Source organism: Chitinophaga sp. (assembly GCF_019236475.1).
Lineage (GTDB): Bacteria > Bacteroidota > Bacteroidia > Chitinophagales > Chitinophagaceae > Chitinophaga.
Map to the genome: position 1 here is coordinate 311,392 of NZ_JAFAIX010000012.1, position 25,778 is coordinate 337,169.

Sequence of the window (25,778 nt, forward strand, 5' to 3'; positions counted from 1 at the left end):
GCAATTTACGTTTTCTTTTGCTCGTAAATCGCGTAGGGATGCGGAACCAGACAAACTTTGCCGATTTTTCAGCTATGGAGGGGATGTATAGAAAATCGGTGAAGAAAAGCCCTGTTTCATTAAATTTTTTTCGGCAAAAAAATTCCCTTGCACGAGCTGTACAAGGGAAATTACATTTTAAAGCACCAGGCAAAAATGCAAAGCGGCCTTATTGTTTCATAACGTGGAATTATAAAATCAACTATAGAAAAAATTTAATTTGATATTTTTTGTTATTGAAAGCTTAGTAAGACAGATTAATCCTGAATAACAAGTCAGATACAAGGTCTTCTACATACTGGTCATTTACTTCGATGCTTATCAATTTTCTCTTTCGGCAAAGGCATCATTCAATAGATGCTTTCAAGGATGTGTATATCTTACACAATCTTAATTAAATTTTTGTTAAAAACAAAGTTTTTTAAACCTTTTTTGGAAAATAAAACGGTGATTGGAATAATAAGTGTAAAAAGAACCTCTAATCCTTTACAGTAAAGGATTTCAAGGAGTTATATTTTAACAGAAATGGTGAAGAATTAACGATTTGCGAGATAAAAAACTATCAGGGCCTGATACTTAAAAACCTATGCCCAGATAGCGCTTTTTCCGCTGGTCGTACTTGTCGAAATTGAATTTATACAGCTTAGCCGGACGGTGAGGAACGTCCTCTTCTTCTTCATTTAAATCCATCAGTAGATCCATCGACAGGAATTTCTTACGGAAATTTCTTCTGTCCAGTTCCACATCCAGGATAGCTTCGTACAGGTTTTGCAATTCTCGGAGAGAGAATTTCTTAGGCAACAAATTAAAACCTACCGGTTGTACCATCACCTGCTGTTTCAGGCGCTCATGACAGGTATCCAAGATCTGTTTGTGGTCGAAGGCCATTTCATGCAAATCCTTTATACTGTGCCAGTGGAGCTCATTATTACTCTTCTTTAGCTCTACATGCTCAATATTAACCAGGGAATAATAAGCCACCGTAATCACCCTCCCCGCAGGGTGGCGATTAATAGTACCAAAGGTTTGCACCTGCTCCATGTATACATTGTCAAGTCCGGTACGCTCCTTCAACACCCGGTATGCCGCTTCATCCAACTCCTCTTCCGAGCGCACGATATCGCCCAGCAGCGACCATTTGCCCTTAAATTCCTTCAAGTCGGATTCAATCAGTAATACCTTCAGTTCATCATTGTTAAAACCGAATATGACGCAGTCTACAGAGATTGCGACCTTGAAATAATCCTTTATTTCAATAAGATGTGTATTGATGTTCTTAGTAGACATGGATGACATCATAGCAAACGTGGAATTACAATAAATTTCTGCTTGTTTTGGTTCAATTGACCAAATCAAGCAAAAAAATAGCACATTTTTGAAAAAATTGCCAGAATTTTTTAGCCAACCTGACGCATGCTTTCGCCAGGCAAAAAGATAAGTTTATTTTTACGCTTCAGTTTCAAAGTTATGTACACAAAAGATATTGAAATAACCCTCTCCCAGCTAGCCAAACAGCTACTGGACCATCAGCAGAAAAATTCACTGCTGAGTTCCTCCATTGATGAGACCCTAGAAGGCCTTCGCCGCGTAATTACGTATAATGATTGGCGTTATTACGTGCAAAGCGATCCTGTACTCAGTGATTATGAGTATGACCAACTATTCGCATGGCTCAAAAAATTGGAAACAGAACATCCTGACCTCGTCAGCTCCGATAGTCCAACCCAACGTGTGGCCCGTGGCCTCACCAAGGAATTCCCAACCGTGCAGCACCTCGTGCCGATGCTCAGTTTGGAAAACTCCTACAACGCGGATGACCTGATCGATTGGGATCGTAAGGCCCGCGAAGCATCCGGACTCACTGAAATTGAATACTGCATCGAACCTAAATTCGATGGCGCCAGTATTTCCCTGATATATGAAGATGATAAACTGACCCGTGGCGCAACCCGTGGAGATGGTGTTGCCGGTGAAGATATCACTACCAATATCCGCCAGATACGCAGTATTCCCCTCTCCGCTAAGTTTGGACAATACGGCATCCAGACCATCGAGATCCGCGGGGAAGTGCTCATTAATAAAAATACCTTTAAAGCTTTCAACGAAAAACGCATTGCTGAAAACCTGCCACCACTGGCTAATCCACGCAATGCGGCCTCTGGTTCTCTTCGCATGGTAGACCCGGCGGAAGTTGCTAAAAGAGGTCTGGAGGCTTTTCTCTACCATATGAGCTATCATACCATGGACGCTGGTAAAACAGAACCAGATGCACTGCGTACGCACAGCGGTACCCTGGACCTGTTGTCTACACTAGGTTTCAGGAGTCCTGCCAAAGAGAAAAAAGTGGTAAAAGGCATCCAGGAGGTAATCGATTACTGTCTCTGGTTCGAAAATGAAAGAGATAACCTCCCCTATGAAATTGATGGGATGGTGATCAAGGTGAATGATTATGCGCTACAAGATAAGCTGGGCATGACTACGCACCATCCTCGTTGGGCAATCGCCTTCAAATTCAAAGCACGCCAAGCTACCAGTAAGCTCCGCAATGTGGAATTCCAAGTAGGACGCACCGGTTCTATCACTCCCGTTGCCAAAATCGATCCTGTGCATATCGGTGGCGTTACGGTAACCTCCATCTCTCTCTTCAATGAAGAAGTGATCCGGGAAAAAGATCTTAAACTCGGAGACACCGTGTTGGTAGAGAGAGCGGGAGACGTGATTCCCTACATCGTAAAGTCCAATGCTGATCTGCGCGATGGAACCGAACAAGAAATCGTATTCCCTAGCCACTGCCCAGTGTGCCACGACAAACTGTTTAAACCAGAAGGGGAAAGCGTTTGGCGTTGTATCAATATCAACTGTGAAGCACAGGTGGTAGAACGCATGATCCACTTTGTGAGCAAAGATGCGATGGATATTAAGAGCTTCGGAGAAAGTAATGTCCGCAAGTTCTATACAATGGGCCTGATGAAGGATATCCCCGGAATTTACACACTCGATTTTGAAAAAATAGGTACCCTGGAAGGATTTGGTAAGAAGTCGCTCACCAACCTCCAAACGGCCATTGAGCAATCCAAATCCCAGCCTTTACACCGTTTGATATTTGGCCTTGGTATTAGATATGTTGGGGAGACGACAGCCAAAACGCTGGCCAATGCCGTTTCTCAACTCATGGATCTGCAACACTTCACAGAAGAGCAAATCCTTGCCTTGGAAGACATTGGGCCTAAAGTGGCAGGCTCTATTCGCCAATTCTTCAGTAACCAGGACAATATCCATATGCTTCAAAAGCTGGCTGAATTGGGCATCAACATGGAAAACACCAAAAGCGCCGCTACAGGTACCGGCGAATTGAGTGGCCAAACTTTTTTATTTACAGGAACCCTGCATAAGCTGAAACGCAGTGAGGCAGAGGAAATGGTGGAACAACATGGCGGTAAAATCCTCAGCGGTGTAAGTAGTAAACTAAACTACTTGATTGTAGGGGAAGAAGCCGGCAGTAAACTGGAAAAAGCAAAGAAAATTAATACCATCCGAATTCTCACTGAAGACGAATTCCTGGAGATGATAAAATAACCGGAATGGACGATTTACATTTCATGAAACAGGCACTGATAGAAGCACGCAAAGCCTTCGATGAAGGGGAAGTGCCTATCGGCGCCGTAGTAGTGCTGAATAACCGGATTATCGGAAGAGGATATAACCAGGTAGAAAGATTGAATGACTGTACCGCTCACGCGGAGATGATTGCACTCACTTCTGCTTTCAATACACTTAGCAGTAAATACCTGATGGATGCTACCTTATATGTAACGGTAGAACCCTGCCTGATGTGCGCGGGAGCCCTCTACTGGAGCAAAATAGGACGCATCGTATATGCGGCACCGGATGATAAAAATAGCTATCGAAGGTCGACGGGAAATACATCTCCCTTCCATCCTAAAACTAAGCTGGAAGAAGGTCCATGTAAAGAAGAAAGTCTTACGCTCATGAAAACTTTCTTCGAATCCAGAAGAAAATAACCTTCAAGCTCTCCTGCCCTCTGGGCAGGGACAACGCAAAAAGAAAAAACGCATTGACGTCTGCGACGTCAATGCGTTTTTTCTTTTTTTTATACAGTTTCTTATTTATGTTCTTCTGTCATCATCAGTTTATTCATGGCCATCATCTGCTTCATAACTTGTTCCATTCCTTCCGCAGATCCATCCAAGAAAATCACGTTGCCTTTGCCGTTTTCAGCAAAGTTTTTAATGGCTTCTGTCCACATAGAAAAGAGTATGACAGAGGTATCCAAGTTTGCTTGTTGCATTTCTTTAGCAGCAAGACTCATACCTTTAGCCACTTCTTCACGGAATAAGGCCACACCCATACCACGGAGCTGGGCAGCCTGACGCTCTGCTTCTGCGGCGATTTTGATAGCGTTACCTTCTGCTTCCGCAGCTTTGGTTTTAGTGATCAGCAATGCCTGACCTTCGTTTTCAGCAGCCGCTTTCAAGTTGTTAGAAGATACTACTTGCGCCATAGATTTCATGATCGCATCATCGAAGGTGATATCGTTCATTTGCAAATCTTGCAGGTGATATCCCCAGTCCTCCAAGGTTACATCAATCTGTTCTTTTACGTGTTCTGTAATATCCCGACGCAGCCCCAGTACTTCCGACTGTCTTTTGGTAGCCACAAATCCACGGATAGAGCCCTCAATAGTACGCACCAGCGCCTGCATGAAGCTACGTTCATCCATAAATTTAAACGCCACATTCTTAATGGTTTCTTCCTGTTGGTTCCATACGGAATATAACAACATGGCTTTGAAATACACATTCGCCTGGTCAATAGTGATCGCCTGGAACTCCAGCTCTACAGATCTGTTCTGAATAGATACTCTTTTGAATACCTTTTCAATAACGGGAATTTTGAAATTCAATCCAGGATGAAGTATACGGTTATACTTTCCGAAAATGGTGGTAACGGCAATGGTACCCTGCTGTACGGCCACAAAACATGATAATAGCACTAATAGGATTAATACTACAATTACAATACTTACTACTTGCATAACAATTGTGTTTAGGTAGGGTTATGATCCATAAATATAATAAATAAAACTTACCCGCCAGGATGAGATAAGGGCAGGTGCATAGGGGTTATCAAGAGGGCTGTTTGTGCAAGAAGACAAACAATGGATGAAACTGAGCTTAAAAACACAACGAATGAAAATTGCAAAAAGCTAGTCAGATCCTTTGCTTTCTTCTAAAATATATGAATACATCGTCTAATTCAATTTGTTTCAATTGATATGCAAGCCGGGTTCTCAGATCCTCTGTTTCATCCTTGATTTTCCTGTACTGATCCTTCAAACTTTCATAACGTGCTACAATTTCTTCCGACGTAGCAGATTGTTCCAGTTGCAAAATATAGAATGCTCGTTCCTCGGTTATCATAGTGATAGGGGTGTTTCAGCTAATAATCATACTATGATGTTTAAATAACATACATAATATTATTTTACTAAATTAGTGGAGATTCAAAAGCAAGCAAATACCCAACCTTGGGTATTTTTCGATTTTTTTTAGCAAAGTTTAGCAATAAATATCAGCCACTCGATTTCTTAATCCCTGGTTTTCAGAAATATATAATTTATATTATATTTTTCTTGCAATTGATGCAATTTTGCACTGCAAAAACGGACAGTTGTTATTTCAGCAAAAACCGATACTATTTTCACCTAATGATTCCTTAGAACCCAATTTTCCTGGCAAGGGAAACCAGTTCAGTACTATTCCTCACTTTTAATTTCAAACGGATATTCTTTCGATGGGTTTCAACAGTATAACGACTAAGGTTCAACGAACTGGCTATCTCTTTATTATTCAATCCCCGCACAGCTAGGGCCAACACATCTTTTTCGCGGGCTGTCAGTTTATTTAATAGGCTTTCATTCTGACGACGGAGTATTTCAGAAAGCGCATCCGCCATTGCGGCATTAGTATCCATCGCACCTGTTAGATCCAGAAAAGCGCAGATAATCTCTACTACTTCTCCCCGCTCGTTCTGTGTAAATGGTACTTCCAATCCCAACAACCAACGATAGTCCGTTTCTCCGTTCCGCCGAATACGCGCCATTCCTCCAAATTGCTTGCGATTACTCCGAAATGCCTGTTGCGCTACTGCAGCTAGTTTGAAATCATCCGGATGCATGATGTGACGGAAAAAATCCATTCCCAATCCAACCATCTCGGCGGGGGTATAACCAAATGCTTCCGCCAATCCCTGATTACACCAGGTTATACTTTTCTTGTTGTTATCATAACTATACAGCATGGCAGGCACATGATGCAAGATACTTTCCAGCCATTGCACGCGATTCTTTAATTGGTCGTTCTCCTTCTGCAAGGCGGAGAGGGAAAAGTTTTGCCCTAAATCAGAGGCTGTCTGCATACTAAACGTTTTAAACAAACAATAGGTAACTCACAACTGCCAGGCATACACGAAAATTGCCTGTTGTTACGTCCTGTTAAACCGAGTACCTGTAAATTTAAAATAAAAAATCATATGTCCAAGCCTATCAAGCCCCTGGATTAACTAATATATCTATTAAATCAATGTGGCTATCGAAATTCTTAATTGATTTTTAGCCAGATAGGCAGTAAATTTGGCGACTATCTCTAAAAAAATATTATAAACCCATAAAAAACAGAATTATGGCATTTACACTTCCGAGCTTACCATACGCCACTGACGCGTTAGAACCACATATCGACAAACTGACAATGGAAATTCACCATGGTAAGCACCACCAGGCTTATGTAGACAATCTGAACAAGGCTATCGCCGGTACAGAAAACGAAAACAAATCCCTGGAAGAGCTGGTTGCTAACGCTGGTAAAATCAGCCCTGCTGTTAGAAACAACGGCGGCGGTCACTGGAACCATAGCTTCTTCTGGACTATCATCGCGCCTAACGCAGGTGGTCAACCTACCGGTAAAGTAGCAGAAGCTATCAACAGCGCTTTCGGTTCTTTCGATGCCTTTAAAGAAAAATTCAACGCTGCCGGCGCTACACGCTTCGGTTCCGGTTGGGCATGGCTGATCGTAAAAGATGGCAAACTGGAAGTTATCTCTACTCCAAACCAAGATAACCCACTGATGGATATCGCTGAAGTAAAAGGCACTCCTATCCTCGGTGTTGACGTGTGGGAACACGCTTACTACCTGAAATACCAGAACCGCCGCCCAGAATACCTGGCTGCTTTCTGGAACGTGGTTGACTGGAAAGCGGTTGAAGCACGCTTCGAAAAAGCTTAATCTCCTTTTCCAAATAAAAATCCTCCTGGTATTCCACCCGGAGGATTTTTTTATTTTATCTTGAGCTTCCAGACAAATCCTTTTCATGCAACATCAACCTGCCCGTAATTCCAAACTCAGCAAATTACGCCGGCTACTTAAAAACTTTACGCTGGATAACCTGAAATACAGCGAATTCTCCTTTGCCCAGGAAGGAGAAGATATGATCCTACGCAGATTCGTCGGTAAAAAAACCGATGGCTTCTTCGTAGATATCGGCGCGCATCACCCTATCAGGTTCTCCAATACCTATCGCTTCTACCTCGACGGTTGGCACGGTATCAACGTGGACGCTATGCCTGGCAGTATGCAAGTATTCCAGAAAAAACGCCCCAGAGATATTAACCTGGAAGTTCCAGTATCCGATAAAAAAGAAGTCCTGAAGTTCTATATCTTCAATGAGCCTGCACTCAATACTTTCAGCGAAAAAGAAGCCCTCTCAAAAGACGGTAAAAACAATTATAAAATCACGGATGTAAAGGAACTACAAACCGTTACCCTGGAAGATATCCTGCAGGAACATCTACCCGCTGGTCAACATATCGACTTTATGTCTGTAGATGTGGAAGGACTCGACCTCCAAGTGCTACAATCCAATAACTGGGATAAATATCGCCCGGAATACTTACTGGTAGAAGATTTAATGAGCGATGTGTCTGACTCTCTTAATGGCCCACTCTATAAATTCCTGCACGCAAAAGATTATAAACTGGTAGCAAGGTCTTATAATACCGCCTTCTACCACGACAATAGAAAATAAACAAATAGGGCCGACATAAACTGACTACTAACTCAGCGAATCATCCGCCTAGCAGCCGGTTTAGGTCAGCCCTATTCTTACTTAATAACTACTTATTTCAGCTCTTTCAACTTCACATTCTTAAACCAGATCTCACTGCCGTGATCCTGTAAGGCGATCTTACCTTTCTTCGTCATACCATAACCTTTCGCATCTTTCCATTTACCTGTCTCTTTATTCTTTTTCCACTCTGCACTACCCATGGTATACTCAGCAGTTTTCTGTCCATTCAGCCAATGTTCTACATGACCTTTGTTGACAATAATCTTAGTATGATTCCATTCTCCGATTGGATTGGAAGCTGCTACCAGCGGTGGATTCATCGCATAGTTGGCGCCGGTTTTCTGCCAGTCTTCCAGCTTCTCCGGGAAATTCTTATCATCGATGATCTGATATTCCGGACCACTCAAATAAGGTGCTTCGAATTCTTCAGACACCAGGTACATAATACCACTGTTCCCTTTAGGAGCTAGTTTCCAGTCGGCATTCAGTTCAAAATTTTCATAGCTACTATCTGAAGTCAAATCAGCGCGCTTATCACTTTTATCAGTGGCACTACCCAAGCAATGAAGCAAACCATAATCCACCACCCACGTATCAGTAGTTTTGCCTTTATAGCCATGCCAGCCATCTTTACTTCTACCATTGAATAACAACTGCCATCCGTCTCTTTTCTCTGCATCGGATAAAACGTTGTCTGTATCAGCGGCTATTTCCTTCGTAACGGCTGCCGTATCAGCTTTTACAGCTACAGCATCTTTCGCGTTGTGTGGAGTGCCACCACCGCAGGATGCGGTGGCAATGGCTACTGCAGATAATACAGGTACTATCAGTTTTTTCATGTTCAGATATTTTTATCAGCTTACTACTTTAAGATTTGTAGGATCCCATTGAATAATCTTATTCGAGAAATAGCTGTCGTTACACAGCAATGCAGGCGCAGCAGCACGGAAACCGAATAACGGATCTTCTGCTACTTTTCCATTGTTACGCATCGCATTGAAGAGATTATAGAAGTGGTCAAAATGCGCGCCTTTATAACCTTGCTCTGCTTCGTAAATCAATTTATCCGGTGGCAACATCGACTTACGGTCATACACATACGATTTCCCAGCATTGCCGCCACTATTCTTAGTAGCAGTCAGCGGATCGTTGGCATCTACTTCATTCCGATTTTTGTAAAGCGTCACCTTATCCCATTCTACTGTCATAGAGCCTTCGCTACCCACCATTCTCAGGTAATTGGTACCACCAGTGCCATCTACGAAATTGACACGGAGTGAAAGGTTAAAAGCTGGATGAACGGCTGTCTCCGGATAATCAAACATTCCTAACATAATATCCGGTACTTCTCTTCCATCTTTCCAATAACGCAATCCACCAGTGGCCATTACTTTATTAGGACCAATGGAATTTGTAACGAAATGTAGACTGGAGAACAGGTGTACGAATAAGTCTCCAGAAACGCCGGTACCATAGTCGCGGTAGTTACGCCAACGGAAAAAGCGCAATGGATCGAAATCACGCTTAGGCGCATTTTTCAGATAGGCATCCCAGTCAACTGTTTTCGTGGATGCATCTGCAGGGATAGGATACTGCCAGGCGCCGGTTGGCGACATGCGAGCCCAGAATCCCTCTGCATAGTTGAGATGCCCGATAGCGCCTTCTTTCAGCAACTGTCTGGCTTTCTCATTACCCAAGGAACTCATGCCCTGGCTACCTACTTGGTACACTACTTTATTGCGTTGTTGCGCATCAATCACCGCAGGGCCTTCTGTGATATCATGCACCATAGGTTTTTCACAGTAAACAGATTTTCCTTTGTTCATGGCTGCTACAGAAATCTCCTTATGCCAGAAGTCAGGTACTGCGATGATAACCGCATCAATATCTTTGCGGTCCAGAATTTCATGATAGTTACGCGTGGTGAAGATGTCGCTGCCCCATTTCTTTTTGGCATCGGCGAGGCGGCCGTCGTACAGGTCGCATGCAGCTACCAGCTTAACACCTGGCACTGTAATAGCGGTATTGGCATCTGCGGTGCCCATACCACCAGCTCCGATCAATGCTACTTGGATGTGATCGTTTGCGCTGTACTTTTCGTTTAGTCGTGAGAGTGATTCAATGTTCCGCTTTTTATCAGCAGCCGTGAGGATGTTTGGCAGTAGAGACGCCCCTACCACTCCTTTGGCCAATTTGCTAATAAAATTCCGGCGGGAGTTTTCGTTGGAATTTACTGGCATGCTTACCCTTTTAGGTGATAAAATGATGATTGGTTAATATAAACACAATAAGGGAATAATGCAAAACGGAGGGACAAATGGCAGCAGGCATTAAATGAAGGCAACAATCTTCTTTTTGTTGTCCCTGCCCGATGGGCAGGGACAACAAAAAATAAAAGGACCGAAATTGACGTCACAGATGTCAATTTCGGTCCTTTTATACAGCCTCTTTATGGCTAATTAGTTCAATGCAGAAGTGGATAACATCTTCTTGTAAGACGCTTGATTCAACAACAGGCTGATCGCCTTGTTTACTTCGTTATCATTCGTTAAGCCTTTCGCAATGCGGCCTTCTTGCATGTAATAACGATTTACAATCTCTTCTTCCAACAAGCGTTTGATTTCATCTTTGTTCTTCAGGAAATCTTGTTTTTTATCGTGCTTCAATTTTTGCTCCAACACTTCCAGATCCTTTGAAACGGCATCGTAATATTTCTCTTTACGAGCAGTGGTTTTGAAGGATTCCAACGCATCTTCACTACGTGTTTTATAACTGTAATCCTTGTTATCCAGGAAATGTTCGAAATCATTAAATTCCTGATCCGTCAGGCTGAAAGTAGCGGCTGAAGCTATTTTAGCATGATGGTAATAATATTGTGTGGCGTAATCAAAGATGTATTGTTTACGTATTAGGGAGACAGCCACCTGGCTGAGATAAGCGGGTTCCACTTTTGCATCAGGCTCGATTCCACCTCCATCTTTCACTACACGTCCACTCGCAGTTTTAAAAGTTTTACGCAAGGAGTCGGCTACAAAATCCACACTGCCGTCATCATTGCGGTGCGAGTAGTCAATCGCCTGAATACAGCGTCCACTAGGCGTATAATACTTAGCAGTAGTCACTTTCAGTTTGGTATTATATGGCAGCGGGCGGGTAGTTTGCACCAATCCTTTCCCATAAGAACGCTGGCCTACGATAATACCTCTGTCCAAATCCTGTATAGATCCTGCAACAATTTCAGATGCAGAAGCAGAAGAATGATTTGTCAGGACTGCCAACGGTATATGACTATCCGCAGGATTACCGGTCGTCTCATAAGAACGATCCCAGTTTTTCACTTTTCCGCGAGTACTTACGATCAGTTTATTTTTATCTACGAAGGTATTAGCAACAATCACTGCCTCATCCAGCAGGCCGCCTGGATTTCCCCGAAGGTCCAGGATAACACCTTTCATGGAAGGGTTTTGTTGTTTCAGTTGCTCAAAAGCCTTACGAACCATGTTCCCGCTATTTTCGGTGAACTGGGTCATTTTGATATAACCGATATCGTTTTTAACGAAGCCGGAGTAAGACACGGCTTTGACGTTGATTTCCTGGCGTACAATTTTTTTGGTAGCAACCGCATTAGTAACCGGGTTTCTGAACACAATATCGATAGCGGTTCCTGGAGTTCCTTTCAGCATTTTGCTAATGCTATCTTGTGGAATATTTTTAAGGGAGCGACCGTCCATGCTTTCCAGGATATCTCCGGGTTTCACATTGGCTTTATCCATTGGGCTTCCCGGATAAACGTCTGTGATATTGGTCCATTCTCCATTGGTCCCGATAGACGCGCCTACGCCGCCATATTTTCCGGTAGCCATATACTTGAGTTCATCCAGGTTATCTTCCGCGATGAAATCGGTATAAGGGTCTGTATCGTCCAATATGGATTCCATGCCTTTACGGATGGTTTTTTCGGGCGGCAGATCATCCACGTAGTAAGTATCCAGTTCGTGGTAGAAAGCGGCGAAAAGGTCCAAATTTTTGGCTATAAGGAAGTATTTATTGTTTTCGTCGAAAGCGAAGATGCCAGTGGCAGTGATCAGCAGCGCCAGGAGGCCGCCGATAATTTTCTTTTTCCTGGTAAAGAAGTTACCCATACAATATCGTCGAAAGATGAAAAAATGAACGTTGGCAGGTTATGGCACGGGGTCATAACCATGGCCACCCCAGGGATGGCAAGACAAGATACGTTTTATGGTGAGATAGCCGCCTTTGAAGAGGCCATATTTTTTGAAGGCTTCCAGTCCGTAATGGGAGCAGGAAGGGGTATAACGGCATTTAGCTCCCAGCCATGGGGAGATAAGCCATTGATATAGTTTGATGAGGAATATAAAGGGATAACTCAACCAACGCACTACACGGTTCATATTCAAGAATTATCGATTAGGAATGAGTGGCAGTTGTGGGAGCAGGAGGCTCACCGATGGCTGCCAATTTCTTTAAAATTACCGAAATTTTGCCTTGAATGGTGGAAAACGGAGCGATATTTTTATCCGTATAGATTAGGAAGACAGCCAGTTTTCGCGACTGCGTGCTGAGCTTGTCGTGTAGATCCTGTTTTTGCAGGCGCCAGGCCTCGCGGGAGAGACGTTTCACCCGGTTACGGTCTGTTGCCCGGGGAAATTTACGGTTAGAGACGCTAAAACCCACCTGTACAGGGAATCTATTGACTGGTAAATCATCCACCAGCATATAGACCACCCTGTAGGGAAAAACAGAAAACGCTTTTCCTTCTCGAAAAAGCGTTTCAATAAGTTTTCTGCTTTTTAACCTTTCTTCCTGTTTAAAAGAATAAGTCTTTATGGCAAATAGTATTTAGCTACTATAATTATTTCAGCTTACGCTCGTCAGAAACAGTCAGCTTCTTACGACCTTTAGCCCTACGGGATGCCAGTACCTTGCGGCCATTAGCAGTTTCCATTCTCTTTCTGAAGCCGTGAACGCTCTTTCTGCGTCTGTTATGCGGTTGAAAAGTACGTTTCATTTCTTTTATTTGTTTTTACCTGTACTATACTAAAACCTCCCGTAATGGGAAACTGTTTTTTAAAACGGAAGGCAAAGGTAGCAGATTTTTTTGAAAAGTGAAAATTTTAGCCAGAAAATAAAAAATGGAATGTGGATTTTCACCACATTCCATTTATAATATGCTAATAATCAATTATTTAATACCCATTTTAGTCTTAACTGCAGCGAGGATATCATCGCCAGCAGGGGAAACCAGCAGCATACCGTTGCTGTTGTCGATTACATAACCGTAACCTTTTTCTTTAGCTACATCTTCGATTGCTTTACGTGCTTTATCGTAGATAGGTTTCAGCAATTGAGCTTGTTTTTCCTGAATTTTTTGCTGAGAAGCCTCGCTATAGTCCTGGATACGTTTCTGGATATCCTGCAGGTCTTTACCTTTGATTTCTCTCATGTTATCAGTCATGCTAGCAGCTTTATCGTTGAATTCAGCCAGTTTTTTCTGATACTCATCGTACATCGCTTTACCATCCCCTTCGAGGCTTTTTGCGAATGTCTGCAATTCAGTTTCTGCCTTTGCAGTTTCAGGCATAGCCGTCACCAGCGCTTGAGCGTTGATATGCGCTATTTTGGACTGTGCCTTTGCATTTACGCTGAACAAACCGGCTACTGCCACAAAAGCAATAATTACGAACTTCTTCATGATGTTGTCTGTGTTTAAAAAAATTTAAATACTTATAGTTAAAAAATAGGTGCCAGTTATTTCTTTACGCCCAGTGATTTTAAAATCTCATCACTTTTATCCAGCTTCGGATCTGAAAATATTACAGTTGCTCCTCCGGACTTATCCAGCACGAAATCATACATTCTGCTGGCTGCCATTTTCTGCACTGCATTATAAATCTTATCCTGGATAGGTTTTACTAATTCCTCTCTCTTCTTAAAAAGATCCCCTTCGTAACCAAAACGTTTCTTCTGGAGGTCTTTGGCATCCTTTTCCTTTGCCACGATTTCATCTTCCCGCTTATGTTTCAGCTCCTCGGTGAGCATTACCTGCTCCGCCTGATAAGACTTATACATTTTATCCACTTCCTGGAATTTCGCATCAATTTCTTTCTGCCATTGATCTGCAATAGCGTCCAGTTTCTTCTGCGATTCCTTGTACTCAGGAATACTTTCGAGAATATATTTTGTATCTATCACACAATAGCGTTGCGCACTTGCACCCCACGCTGCTGCCAGGATAAAGGCAGCGGTAATAAATAGTTTTTTCATGCTACAATGGATTTTTGACTTTCCTGTTTTTGACCAGTTAATTCCTGCAATATATAATTTATTTCACATTATTCAGGTTCGAAACCGAGCATAAAGGTGAACTTAGCCGCATTCTTCAGACCCTGACCTGGCTGCAGTCTGTCAAATCCTATACCATAATCAAACCCAAGCAATCCAAACATTGGCAGATAGAAACGCATACCCAAACCAGCAGAACGACGCAGCCTAAACGGATTGTAATCCTGAATATCACGATAACCATTCGCCGCCTCTACGAAAGCCAAACCAAAGATGGTGGAACTTGGATTCAGACTGAATGGATAACGCAGCTCCATCACATACTTGTTGAATACAGTAAATCCTTCATAACCTGCAGGTTGTCCGCTTTCCGGATTCACAGCCGGATTAGAGGTATAATACACCGGATAACCTCTCTGAGAGATGATATCACGATCATAGATAGCAAAGTTGCTCAAACCATCTCCACCCAACTCAAATCGACCAAACGGCGACAGGGTAGTACGGTTGTTGTATCGACCAATATAACCAAACTTAGCAGCCACTTTCAGTACGAACTGTTTGTTATCGCTACCCATTGGCTTACTCAAAGGCACATACCATTCTGCATTAAAGCGGTACTTCTGGTACTCGATAAATTTGAACTGTTCTGCAATTGGCTCGTTCTGATAATTCTTGCTTGGATTAAACACAGAATAAGGCGGCGTGAACTGTCCAGACAACATGAAGTTGGAACCACTACGCGGGAAGATCTGCTGATCCACAGAAGAACGCGCCAGGGTCAGTTTCAAGTTGACGTTGTTCGCATTACCATTGGAGAAACCTGGAATACCGAAGTAGTTATAGTTTCTCAGTCTATACTGTTGATAGTTCACAGAATAAATCAGAGAGAAATAGTCATCTGGCCATTTCAACTGCTTACCCAGTGATACAGACGCACCCAATACGCGGAAACTTCCGTTTGGTGAAGTAGTGGTATCGTTATAAAGGCGTTTGTAATAATCATTGTACGCATATGGATTCTGGTAGCTGCTATAGAAGCTCACAGAAAACTGATTTCTCTTCTTTCCACCCAGCCAAGGCTCGGTGAAGGAAAAGTTATAAGAACGATATGCTTTACCGTTAGAAGAGACACGGATAGACAGTTTCTGACCATCTCCACTTGGTAAAGGATCCCAAGTCTCTTTCTTAAAGATATTCCGTAAAGAGAAGTTGTTAAACGTAACACCCAAGGTACCGGTCAGACCGATATAACCACCCCAACCTGCAGAAAGCTCTAACTGGTCGTTGGCTTTTTCTTCTACGGTATAGTCGATATCCACAGTACCGTCTTGTACGTTAGGTACGGGGTTCATACCAATTTTCTCCGGGTTGAAGAAACCAAGGTTGGCAATCTCACGGTTAGAACGAATCAGATCCTGACGAGAGAATTTCTCTCCTGGAATAGTACGCAACTCACGACGGATTACGTGTTCGTTGGTTTTTTCGTTACCAGCAATACGTACTTCCTTAATGGTAGCCTGCGGACCTTCACGCAAACGGATCTCATAATCGATCGTATCTCCGTGGATGGCTGTTTCAACCGGATCAATCTGGAAGAACAAATAACCATAGTCCATGTAAGCACCGGTGATATCACCACCTTCCTGAGACATTTGTTTACCTAATCTTTTTTCCAGCAGTTCCAGGTTATAGATATCTCCTTTCTTAATTCCCAGCATGCGGGTCAGCAGAGAGTCAGAATATCTTACGTTTCCTTTCCAGGTAATATCCCCGAAATAATATTTTTTACCCTCAGATACCTGGATTTCTACATTCAGGTTCTTACTAGCATTGTTGTAGGTGGTATCCTTTACGATCAATGCATCCCTAAAACCATTCTTGTTATAGTACGCGATGATCTTGCCTTTATCTTCAATGTATTTAGCTTCATTGAATTTGGCAGAACTGAACAATTTAAAGCGGAAATAAGGGTCCAACTTTTCCAGTGCCCTAGTAGGCTGCAGGAATCCGTAGGTCTGCCAGAATTGATCTGACTCCGGGATTGAGTCCTTATAAATTACCTTGGTATCAGGATGCAGCGTGATGCGGGTCATCTCATGTGTCCCTTTCATACGCTTTTTCAGCCTGCTGTCAGCAATATTATAGTTATCAACGATATTGATAGTGCTTACGCGGGTTTTGTTGCCTTTATCAATTGTAAAAATGATAACAGCACTGTTTACCGCGCCACTGTCGATTCGTTGATCCACCCTTACGGTAGCGTTGCCGAAGCCTTTATCAGCATAAAATTTATGTACAACCCCGATGACGTTTTGTTTAACGCCTTCACTGAGTACGTTTCCTTTGCGGAGGCCAGCTTTACCGGAGATTTCATCCGCTTCTGCTTTTTTGATACCTCTGAAAGAGAAACTACCAATACGAGGCATTTCCACGAGTTCTATTTCCAGCCAGATCTTACCATCTTCGATTTTGGTCACATTGATACCACCACCGGCAAACAGTCGCTGAGACCAAAGGTTTTGCAGCGCTTTTGCAAACTGGTCACCGCCAGGGTATACGATCTTATCCCCTACATTGAGGCCGGACAGAGACAGCAGCAATGATTTGTCGAGGTATTGTGTACCAGCAATTGTGATATCTGCAATCTCATATTGTTGCGGTGTACCCACATTGCTGGGAAATTCAACCGGTGGATTAGCATGTGTTGGTGGGAGGGTATCTTTCTGCTGAGCAGATACACGCATTCCCGCACCACATAATGCTATAGCCAACAGGCCCTTAGGAAATAATTTCTTCATTCTGCTGAATTTGTTCGCTTGTTTTGCCAAAACGCCTTTCTCTGGTTTGGTAATTTAAGATGGCTTCGTAAAGATTCTCATTGCGGAAGTCCGGCCAACGGGTATCTGTAAAGTACAGTTCCGCATAAGCCAACTGGTATAAAAGGAAATTACTGATCCGGCATTCTCCACTGGTACGGATCATCAATTCCGGATCAGGTAATCCGGCAGTACAGAGATATTTCTCGAATACATCGGCGGAAACTGTTGCCGGGTCCAGCATACCTTTTTGGGCATCAGCTGCAATTTTTTTGGCCGCATTCACAATTTCCCACCTGGCGCTATAGCTAAGGGCCATGATCAGGTTCAGACCGGTGTTATGGCTGGTAAGCGCTATCGCCTCCTCCATTTCTTGCCGTGCCTGGCCTGGCAACATCGCCAGGTCCCCGATCACATTCAGCCTGATATTATTTTTAGAGAGGGTATTCACTTCCTTACGGATAGTGTTTACCAACAGTTCCATTATGCCATTTACTTCATAAACTGGGCGGTCCCAGTTCTCGGTTGAAAAAGCGTATAGGGTAAGATAGCCTATTCCTAGTTCCGCACAGGCTTCAACTATATTTCGCACACTTTCTACTCCTTCATGATGCCCATACAGCCTGTCTTGTCCCCTCTCTTTTGCCCAACGACCATTCCCGTCCATGATTATGGCGATATGTTTCGGTAGCCGTTGTAAGTCCAATTTATCCTTCAAACTCATTTGTGTCAGGCGTATTATTACAGATTATACAGATTTACTAAAAGTGTGCAAAGATACAAAAATAGAGTAATGACTTTTTTGGCCAAACACGGCAGGGGGTTTTAACGTAGTTTTAACAGCGAAGTCAACACCAGCGGGCTTTTTCAGCTTTTCGCAGGTATTGTTCGGCTGTTTAACGGGAAACTTGGTCTGCCGGTAGAAAGCCCGGCAAAGGTATCTAAAATTTACAGTGGTAGGAGGTAAATAATATGCTTATCGAGAGTTCAATGGTGAGATATTGATCTTTATCGCGGCTATTCCCCCGCTGACGGCCCTGTACACCGATTGGCGTACCCGTCGCCCCGGACCTATCTTGTAACTGGTAAGCCACACTTGGCTGCCCATTTGCCAACGGAGGAAACGCCCCCGGCCCAGCATAGGTAGTACTTACATCATCCAAATAATCCGTACCAGTATACCGGTATACGGCCTCTAAGGCCACATTCACTTTTTTTGATATATTATACTTGAACCCTCCGCCTATCAGCCAGGCATAAGAAAATAAACTATATGGCTTGCGGTCCGGGTACAAGGCACTCCCCTGTCCCTCCGTATGTAACGGCTGCAGGTAATATTTCTGCCCATCCAAGTAGGCATATGGATTAAAATGAAAACCAGAGAGCCCTCCCGTGAAATAAGGAGAGAAACGCTTATCTAGTGAGCCTGGCTCAAACCGAAAAAAGTTGAAATCCCCCTGTAAAGCCAGTTCGTATAAATTGGTATTGAAACTCAGGTTACGCCTGCGCTCAAACTCATTTTTATTATAGGCATCAGAATACCCCAGTTGCATAAACCGGCCATGCACCCGCACCCCAATATAATCGTTCATGTATTTCCGGTAGTAAATACCCACCGACGGCTTGGGCGTTTTCAAAGAAAATCTCGTATTCAAATCGCCAAAATACTGTGCTGCGCCAACTGATACTCCCAACTCCCCCACATATTCCAGCTCATTTTGCGCTTTAACAGTGTTGGCCAGCAATAATCCTGACGCTAACAGCACCGCAAATACGAAGTTCCCAGGATAAAAAAATGTTTTCAGCATAAATCAGTTATACTTAAACGCTATAATGCGGGATTTATTTAATATGTGACAGAGGAATTTTTTGGGCGCCCATTATATCTTAATCATATTCCGGGCATCAATACCCCACAACAGCTTATTACGCAGGGTATGCAGGAAATTACTATCGTCCAAACGCAACAGACTCAATTTGAAGGTCTCTTTTCGTATAGCCAGTTGGACATGGTTATCAATCGTTTCCATCCTGGAATCAAGGGTACAGAGAAATTGATCACTACGGCCCTCTACTTCAAAAGAAATCACATTATTATCCGGGACAATGATTGGTCTTACATTTAAATTATGAGGGGCCACCGGGGTAATCACAAAGTTGCCAGCATCTGGAAACACAATCGGACCGCCACAACTCAAAGAATATCCCGTAGACCCAGTTGGGGTAGACACAATCAATCCATCCGCCCAATAGGTGTTCAGAAACTCTCCGTTGAGATAAGTATGGATCTTCACCATCGCAGAAGTATCCTTCTTGTGAATGGTGAATTCATTCAATGCATAGGGAATCTCCCCGAATAACGGGATGTTTGCATCCAGGTGCAATAAACTACGCTGATCTACCACATAAGTACGGTGTAACAACGCCTGTACCAAGGCATGAATCTCATCTTTACCAATACTGGCCAGGAATCCAAGTCGCCCGAAGTTGATTCCTATCACAGGAATATTTGTATCGCGGACATAGCAAACAGTATCCAATAGGGTACCATCCCCTCCCAAACTGATGAGGAACTCTATACGGCCAGGCAACTCTTCTGCACGGGAAAATACTTCAGGAGCGGTATCAAAAGGGATATGTTGTTGTAGGGTTCGGTAGAATGGTTCATAAATAATCGCCGTAATCTCTGCGCGATTCAGTTCATCCAGCAATAATCGGATGTTTGAAATGTCTTCAGTAATAAAACCACGGCTATAAAGTGCTACCTGCATACCTATTAACTTTACATATCTATACTCGTGTGTAAAAATAGTCCTTTTTGACCTAACTGGTTAACACTGTACTCTATACGCAAACAAGTATCATAGAATGAAACGATGTCTAGCCCTACTCCACCGGTATATAGCATCTGATTATTCAGCGTACCATTACCAGGGAACTTCGAATAACTATAGCCCGTGTCTCCATAAGCCTTTACAAATATTCTTAGTGGTACTGCACTGAATTTCTTAGGCACAATCGGAAGTCTGAAACGGGTGGAAAGCACTTCCTGACGCAAGGTGCTCTTCAGTATAGCGAAGCTGGTACCGTCTATTACATAATACTCCAGCCCACGCAGGTAATCATCTGAATATCCCAAAGCCTGACGGTTTATATATGGCTGCTGTGCCCCGAATTTAGCCTGACTGCGTAGTCCAAGTGCAAAGTAGGTTTTCGCATATAACTGCCAGTATTTAGCTGCATTGATGCGGATATGCACATCATTGACGTCATTTAATCCTGCAAAGCCTCGCTTCCCAATCTCCCCCAACAAGTGAATCCCTCTGAGCGGATACTGCCAACTATCCGCTTGGGTGTAAGTCACCCGATAAACGAGGTCCAGGAATTGGGCCCGTTTACGGCCGTCTCCCAGGTAATTTGGATTTATAAGTAATACAGAATCAGCAACTTCTTCATAATTATAGGTCAAAGTTGCCTGATGCCGTGTATTAATTCCCGGCCGATAACTATAAGTCAGCCCTATATTATAAACCTGTCTTACAAAATCATCCTGGCGGAAAAATAGTTGTTTATTGAAGGAAGTACTATCGTTCACCTCCCTGTTTCGACTATACGAAAACAGGATGCCCAGTCCATGTTGATATTTTTTATCGATATAAGGTACGCTGTATTGAAAGACGATACGCTGCGTATAGCCAAATTGGATGGCGGCATAAAGGGCGTCGTTACGGCCGGTGAGATTTCCCTGCGTGCCTTTTAATCCAATATTGACGCGGCTCAGGCTATGCTTTTTTTCCACCCACCACTGATTGAAGTTACGGTCTGCCAGTTTAAGCACCGGCACAGCGATGGTATACCATCTCTCCCAAACATCAAAAGTGATGTCTGCTTCTTCGCCTTCCCAGTTGACAACATTGGCGGTAACATTGAGAAAGAGGGAGGTATTGAGGAGTTGCTTTCTATTTTCTTCCAGCGTTTCTGCCAGATTATTTAGGTAGATGGTATCTCCGGGAACCACATTCAGCTCTCTAAGGATGATGGAGGTACGTGTTTTCTTATTTCCCGTCACATTGATATGGCGTACGATCAGGTAGCCGCCTTTGTTGGCAGTAGTAGCCGTAGTATCCTGGGCTGCCACTGGCAACAGATCTCCGAGCAGGCACAATATGACCAGCAGTAAACAGCAGTGTCTCAGCATGTAGGCATCAAGCGTTGATGAAGAAAACCAAATATAACAATTTGGCGATGGAAATTACATGCTGATATAATTCATCAGCAAATCATAATTCTTTTTAACGAGATCTTCTTCCTGTACTTCGGAAAAGAGGTATTTGATGGTGTAGCTAAAGCGTTCGAAAGTGGCTATCAGCCCCTGTAGATCGAGGCGATTGGTTTTGAGCAGCACTTCTAAGCGGCCGGTTTGGGGATCGGTAAGCGTTTGTACACTGAGGATGCTCACATCATTGGATTCAGCGATGCGAGCAATTTCACTGAGACTATAATCTCGAGCGTCCATTTCCAATGCGATAAGACCTCCAGGATCTTTCACGGCATTGAACTGCGCAAGAGCAGCTATCAGCGTATCTTTCGTAATCAGTCCCAGATAGTCGTTTTCTTTATTAACAACTGGCAGGACAGATAATTTGTATTCGTAAAACAGTTTGAGTGCTTCCAGATGGTGAGCCTGTTCAGGAATTGCTGGTTTGACGCCATTGATAGCGGCTGACTCCAGGAGGATTTCTGGATCGTCCCAATCCAGGACGTTATCTTCTTCCAAGAGCGCCACATACTTTCCATCCACAACCAGCGGGAGTTGCGTAAGATGAAACTCGTTCATCAACCGCAACGCCTCAGATCCTGAATCTGTTTGATGCAGGACGGGTATGGTGGTGGATATGAGTTCTTTGGCAATCATCGTCGTGTATTCTTACTACAATAATAACAAAGAAAATCCCAACAGAAAAAGAAATTCCATGAACAGGCTGTGAATGCCTTACTGCATTATGCTAACATTGTTACACTATTCAATACCAATTAGTTGGTAGATGTGTTCTGGAGGCTCATCAAAAACTTGCGAAGGATTTCATTGAATTCACCAGGAACTTCCATCATAGGAGCATGCCCACACTTATCGATAAACTCGAGTTGGGAGTTAGGGATGAGTTTTTGGAACTCTTCGGCTACCATTGGTGGAGTGATGGTATCGTTTTTACCCCAGATCAGCATAGTTGGTTGCTTAATCTCTGCCAGCTCTTCACCCAGGTTATGGCGGATAGCCGATTTAGCCAGGGTAATGATTTTAATCACTTTAAGGCGGTTATTCACGATCTCGAACATTTCATCTACCAGTTCTTTGGTAGCCACCGCTGGATCGTAGAAGGTCAGTTCTGCTTTCTTGCGGATATATTCGTAGTCGCCGCGTTTAGGATAGGTTTCTCCCATACCGTTTTCGAACAGGCCTGAGCTACCGGTAAGAATCAGTGATTTTACTGGTGCTTCTGGATGCTTCAGCAGATATACAAGTGCCACATGGCCTCCGAGGGAGTTCCCCAGCAGGTTAATGTTGGTATATCCTCTAGCTTCGACAAACTTATGTACGAATTTAGCCAGGCCGCCAACGGATGTTTCCAGGATATTTAAATCATACAGGGGCAGCATAGGGATGACCACCTTATTATATTGCTTGAAATACTCAATCATGTGCGAGAAGTTACTCAACGCACCAAATAAGCCATGCAATAGTAACAACGGTTCTCCCTCACCTTCTTCTATAAAACTAAATTTACCCTGTGTTTTGATTTCGTAATCCATTGCCAAATCTTGAAAGTCAATTTTACGCTAAAATAAATCTTTTTATTAATCTAAATAATCTTTGCAGAGAGTCAACTAGACGGTATATGACGGGCTGCTCCATCGAAGAAAGTTTGCAACTGGGTAAATATATCTTTGAAAACAGGTATCACCTTTCCGGTATTATTCAATACCCACGGACCTACTTTTTCAATATAGGGATATACTACAGACTGCAACTTGGTTTCGGGACTCAGCCAGTATAATTGGTTGGCAATCCACAACAAGACGCTGTAAATTATGATAAAAACCAGGCTGTACAATAAAATACCTCCTAATTTATTCAGCCAACCCAATAAAACCGCTTCTACCACTCTCTGCAGAGCGGTGGCTCCCAGCCTTACCAGCAATGCCACCACGGTAAAGAGGCAAATATAACAAAGTACAGGCAGCCAGATAAAATGCACATTCCAGTGGCGCTGCACGTACAATGCTGTTGCTGAACTGAGTTTAAGGGCTGCTGCCATCCCTAAAACCAGGCCTACTACGGAAAACACGGCTACAATAAGTCCCCGCGTATATCCTTTATAGACCGCAAAAACCATGAGGGCAGCAAAAACTACATCTATAGGCATGCGTAAAACAGGAGCTGGCAGGCGGTAAAACCTGCCAGATATATTATTTCAGTAATTCCTTTACCATGGCGGAAATAGCTTTTCCATCCGCCTTACCTGCCAGTTGCTTGGTAGCAGCACCCATCACCTTGCCCATATCAGCAGGAGAAGATGCGCCTACGCTAGCGATGATTTCAGTCAGTGCTGCACGCAGTTCTGCTTCATCCATTTGTTTAGGCAGGAAGCGCTCGATCACCACCAGTTCCTCTTCTTCTTTTACAGCGAGGTCCTGACGGTTCTGCTGCTGGAAGATTTCCAGGGAATCGCGGCGTTGTTTGGCCAATTTTTGCAGCAGTTTGGTTTCATCTGCTTCTGTCAATTCTCCGGAACCACCTTCTGCTGTTTTGGCCAGCAGGATGGCCGCTTTGATAGCGCGCAGTGCACGGAGGTCTGCTTCTTTCTTACCCAGCATCGCAGTTTTGATCTCTGCGTTGATGTTTAATTCTAATGACATATGGTTAAGTTTAATGGATTATTTAGTTTCTGCTGCTTGCTTCTCCTGGAATTTTTTGAAGAATTCGCGTGCAAATGTTCTCAGTTCTTCTCCCTGGTCTTTGTATTGAGTGGCTCTCACATAAGTATCTGCCATGGTCATCATGGTTTGGAAAAAGAAGTCGGCCATTTCGTCTACCATCATATCTTTTGTCCACAGATCAATACGCAGGGCTGCTCTTTCTGCTGGATCCCAAAAGGATACCATCATGGCTTTGGCTTTCACCATGACCTCTTCTTTGTTGTCGGTTGCACTCCATAAAATGGACTCCGGGATCTTATTTTCGTCCAGGCCTACCTGGATCTGTATGGTAGATGTTGTACTCATGATTCTTAAATTAAGGTCACAAAAATAGGCATCATTTAGGGATTTTGCGGCATTCGGCCTGTCATCGCCTGCCAGAGCTCCTCTGCTGCCCGCTCCCAACTGTTGAATGCCTTACTCGGCGGTATCTTAGATAATAACAGGGATCGGAGCTGTTCATCTTTGTAGATACGACTCATTTTCTCGGTCAGATCATCTAGGTTGGCAGGATCAGAGTACAGCGCTGAGTCGGCGCCGGCTTCCCTGGCGGCCTTCCCATCGATGGCGATCACTGGTACCTGGCACTGCTGGGCCGCATAAACCGGAAGTGCCAATCCATCTAGGCGACTAGGATAAATCATGGCGTAAGCCCCTCCCGTCAACCGAGCCAGTGTCTCCATATCGGCATCCGGTACCCACATCACATCATTCCGGAATTTATAGGAAGGCATGGCATCCACAATATCCTGTCCTGCTGCGGTAGCGGATCCGGCCAGCAACAGTTTGATACTGGACAACTGTCTGCGCTTCAAGGCAGAAAACGCCTTGAATACCGGCATAATATTATTACGGGGATGGATACTCGCAGTTACGAGGAAATACTCTGCTCCATTGGCAAATTCTCGTTTTACAGCTTCCCTATCATCCCATTCCAGTGGTTTATATAGGTCGCTGAGACCAATATCCAACTGACATAATTTTTTCTTGATGGAGGGTGCATAATCCAACAGCTCTTCCCGGGTGGTTTCAGATAAAATCGCGATGCTGCGGGCTCTCCACAGGTAATCCATCATATTTTTCTTCAACCGCTTCTGCTGATTAGGGGATTGCAATCCGGCATCTAGCAGGAAAGAAAGGTCCCTTATCAGGAGGGTCGCCGGAATTTTGCTGCGCAACGGCAGTGTGCCATCTAATCCCAGGTATAAATCCGGCTTAAAAGCCTTCATGGCCCTAGGTAACTGCCATTCCAGCCACCAGTATAGATGCCAGGCCTTATTGCCACGCAACGGCAATACTACCGGGGTGACATTCGGTGGAAACTCCATTCCAGCGGGAATATCCCCATCAAAGAAGAAGGTAAACTGGTGGTCCGGCTGCTGCCGGCAAAGGGTAAATATTATTTGAGTAGCTACTGCACCTGTATCTGCAGGAAGATCCCTGCGCAGGCAAGCAGCGTTAACAGCAATTTGCATAAAAGGATATCTTGGTCTG

26 protein-coding genes are annotated in these 25,778 nt (G+C 43.7%); 4 read left to right on the forward strand and 22 right to left on the reverse strand.

Annotated features, from left to right (window positions below):
* Nucleotides 1-615: 615 nt before the first annotated feature.
* On the reverse strand, nucleotides 616-1,338 hold the full coding sequence (locus JO154_RS17360) for an NUDIX domain-containing protein (protein WP_291947819.1): 723 nt from the start codon (nucleotides 1,336-1,338) through the stop codon (nucleotides 616-618).
* A gap of 168 nt (nucleotides 1,339-1,506) precedes the next feature.
* Here JO154_RS17360 and ligA point away from each other — a divergent pair, with 168 nt between their 5' ends.
* Nucleotides 1,507-3,615, forward strand: coding sequence for an NAD-dependent DNA ligase LigA (gene ligA / locus JO154_RS17365; RefSeq protein WP_291947821.1), 2,109 nt, complete (start codon nucleotides 1,507-1,509; stop codon nucleotides 3,613-3,615).
* A 5-nt stretch (nucleotides 3,616-3,620) separates the two neighbouring features.
* Nucleotides 3,621-4,061: a nucleoside deaminase gene (locus JO154_RS17370; RefSeq protein WP_291947823.1), complete on the forward strand. Its 441-nt coding sequence runs from the start codon at nucleotides 3,621-3,623 to the stop codon at nucleotides 4,059-4,061.
* Between the two features lie 101 nt (nucleotides 4,062-4,162).
* Here JO154_RS17370 and JO154_RS17375 read toward each other — a convergent pair whose 3' ends face one another.
* Both JO154_RS17375 and JO154_RS17380 read right to left on the reverse strand, forming a co-directional pair.
* Entirely contained in the window at nucleotides 4,163-5,095 is a 933-nt protein-coding gene (locus JO154_RS17375) for an SPFH domain-containing protein (RefSeq protein WP_291947825.1), read from the reverse strand.
* Between the two features lie 680 nt (nucleotides 5,096-5,775).
* A complete protein-coding gene (locus JO154_RS17380; RefSeq protein ID WP_291947827.1) occupies nucleotides 5,776-6,477 on the reverse strand; it encodes a LuxR C-terminal-related transcriptional regulator in 702 nt (233 codons plus the stop codon).
* A 263-nt stretch (nucleotides 6,478-6,740) separates the two neighbouring features.
* On the opposite strand from JO154_RS17380, the gene JO154_RS17385 reads away from it, so the two are divergent.
* Both JO154_RS17385 and JO154_RS17390 read left to right on the forward strand, forming a co-directional pair.
* A complete protein-coding gene (locus tag JO154_RS17385; RefSeq protein WP_291947830.1) occupies nucleotides 6,741-7,343 on the forward strand; it encodes a superoxide dismutase in 603 nt (200 codons plus the stop codon).
* Nucleotides 7,344-7,428: 85 nt separating this feature from the next.
* Complete coding sequence (locus JO154_RS17390; RefSeq protein WP_291947832.1) at nucleotides 7,429-8,142, forward strand: FkbM family methyltransferase; 714 nt, start codon at nucleotides 7,429-7,431, stop codon at nucleotides 8,140-8,142.
* A gap of 92 nt (nucleotides 8,143-8,234) precedes the next feature.
* Here the strand turns inward: JO154_RS17390 and JO154_RS17395 are convergent, their stop codons facing one another.
* The 19 genes from JO154_RS17395 to JO154_RS17485 form a co-directional block, all read right to left on the reverse strand.
* On the reverse strand, nucleotides 8,235-9,023 hold the full coding sequence (locus JO154_RS17395) for a DUF1080 domain-containing protein (protein ID WP_291947833.1): 789 nt from the start codon (nucleotides 9,021-9,023) through the stop codon (nucleotides 8,235-8,237).
* Between the two features lie 15 nt (nucleotides 9,024-9,038).
* Nucleotides 9,039-10,424 carry a Gfo/Idh/MocA family oxidoreductase gene (locus JO154_RS17400; RefSeq protein WP_291947835.1) on the reverse strand — a complete coding sequence of 462 codons (1,386 nt, stop codon included), beginning with the start codon at nucleotides 10,422-10,424 and terminating at the stop codon, nucleotides 9,039-9,041.
* A gap of 219 nt (nucleotides 10,425-10,643) precedes the next feature.
* On the reverse strand, nucleotides 10,644-12,326 hold the full coding sequence (locus JO154_RS17405) for a S41 family peptidase (RefSeq protein WP_291947837.1): 1,683 nt from the start codon (nucleotides 12,324-12,326) through the stop codon (nucleotides 10,644-10,646).
* Between the two features lie 39 nt (nucleotides 12,327-12,365).
* Nucleotides 12,366-12,596 carry a membrane protein insertion efficiency factor YidD gene (gene yidD / locus JO154_RS17410; RefSeq protein ID WP_233180405.1) on the reverse strand — a complete coding sequence of 77 codons (231 nt, stop codon included), beginning with the start codon at nucleotides 12,594-12,596 and terminating at the stop codon, nucleotides 12,366-12,368.
* Nucleotides 12,597-12,612: 16 nt separating this feature from the next.
* Nucleotides 12,613-13,044, reverse strand: coding sequence for a ribonuclease P protein component (locus JO154_RS17415; RefSeq protein WP_366935596.1), 432 nt, complete (start codon nucleotides 13,042-13,044; stop codon nucleotides 12,613-12,615).
* A 13-nt stretch (nucleotides 13,045-13,057) separates the two neighbouring features.
* Nucleotides 13,058-13,213, reverse strand: coding sequence for a 50S ribosomal protein L34 (gene rpmH / locus JO154_RS17420; protein WP_012788729.1), 156 nt, complete (start codon nucleotides 13,211-13,213; stop codon nucleotides 13,058-13,060).
* 174 nt (nucleotides 13,214-13,387) lie between these two features.
* Nucleotides 13,388-13,897: an OmpH family outer membrane protein gene (locus JO154_RS17425; protein ID WP_291947842.1), complete on the reverse strand. Its 510-nt coding sequence runs from the start codon at nucleotides 13,895-13,897 to the stop codon at nucleotides 13,388-13,390.
* A 56-nt stretch (nucleotides 13,898-13,953) separates the two neighbouring features.
* Nucleotides 13,954-14,469: an OmpH family outer membrane protein gene (locus JO154_RS17430; RefSeq protein ID WP_291947844.1), complete on the reverse strand. Its 516-nt coding sequence runs from the start codon at nucleotides 14,467-14,469 to the stop codon at nucleotides 13,954-13,956.
* Nucleotides 14,470-14,537: 68 nt separating this feature from the next.
* Nucleotides 14,538-17,288, reverse strand: a complete 2,751-nt coding sequence (locus JO154_RS17435) for a POTRA domain-containing protein (RefSeq protein WP_291947846.1) — start codon at nucleotides 17,286-17,288, stop codon at nucleotides 14,538-14,540.
* On the reverse strand, nucleotides 17,269-18,030 hold the full coding sequence (locus JO154_RS17440) for an isoprenyl transferase (protein ID WP_291947848.1): 762 nt from the start codon (nucleotides 18,028-18,030) through the stop codon (nucleotides 17,269-17,271). The genes JO154_RS17435 and JO154_RS17440 overlap by 20 nt, the downstream gene beginning before the upstream one ends.
* A 217-nt stretch (nucleotides 18,031-18,247) precedes the next feature.
* A complete protein-coding gene (locus tag JO154_RS17445; protein ID WP_291947850.1) occupies nucleotides 18,248-19,114 on the reverse strand; it encodes a DUF6089 family protein in 867 nt (288 codons plus the stop codon).
* Between the two features lie 72 nt (nucleotides 19,115-19,186).
* Entirely contained in the window at nucleotides 19,187-20,077 is an 891-nt protein-coding gene (locus tag JO154_RS17450) for an NAD kinase (RefSeq protein WP_291947852.1), read from the reverse strand.
* Nucleotides 20,078-20,088: 11 nt separating this feature from the next.
* Nucleotides 20,089-21,504: a POTRA domain-containing protein gene (locus JO154_RS17455; protein ID WP_291947854.1), complete on the reverse strand. Its 1,416-nt coding sequence runs from the start codon at nucleotides 21,502-21,504 to the stop codon at nucleotides 20,089-20,091.
* A 54-nt stretch (nucleotides 21,505-21,558) separates the two neighbouring features.
* Nucleotides 21,559-22,221: a CBS domain-containing protein gene (locus tag JO154_RS17460; RefSeq protein ID WP_291947856.1), complete on the reverse strand. Its 663-nt coding sequence runs from the start codon at nucleotides 22,219-22,221 to the stop codon at nucleotides 21,559-21,561.
* Nucleotides 22,222-22,340: 119 nt separating this feature from the next.
* Entirely contained in the window at nucleotides 22,341-23,117 is a 777-nt protein-coding gene (locus JO154_RS17465) for an alpha/beta hydrolase (RefSeq protein ID WP_291947858.1), read from the reverse strand.
* A gap of 71 nt (nucleotides 23,118-23,188) precedes the next feature.
* The gene (locus JO154_RS17470) at nucleotides 23,189-23,731 is read right to left on the reverse strand and encodes a CvpA family protein (RefSeq protein WP_291947861.1); all 543 of its coding nucleotides are present in this window, start codon (nucleotides 23,729-23,731) and stop codon (nucleotides 23,189-23,191) included.
* A gap of 43 nt (nucleotides 23,732-23,774) precedes the next feature.
* Nucleotides 23,775-24,224: a GatB/YqeY domain-containing protein gene (locus JO154_RS17475; RefSeq protein ID WP_291947863.1), complete on the reverse strand. Its 450-nt coding sequence runs from the start codon at nucleotides 24,222-24,224 to the stop codon at nucleotides 23,775-23,777.
* Between the two features lie 18 nt (nucleotides 24,225-24,242).
* Nucleotides 24,243-24,590, reverse strand: a complete 348-nt coding sequence (gldC, locus tag JO154_RS17480) for a gliding motility protein GldC (RefSeq protein WP_291947864.1) — start codon at nucleotides 24,588-24,590, stop codon at nucleotides 24,243-24,245.
* Nucleotides 24,591-24,625: 35 nt separating this feature from the next.
* Nucleotides 24,626-25,759, reverse strand: coding sequence for a glycosyltransferase (locus JO154_RS17485; protein ID WP_291947866.1), 1,134 nt, complete (start codon nucleotides 25,757-25,759; stop codon nucleotides 24,626-24,628).
* Nucleotides 25,760-25,778 lie beyond the last annotated feature (19 nt).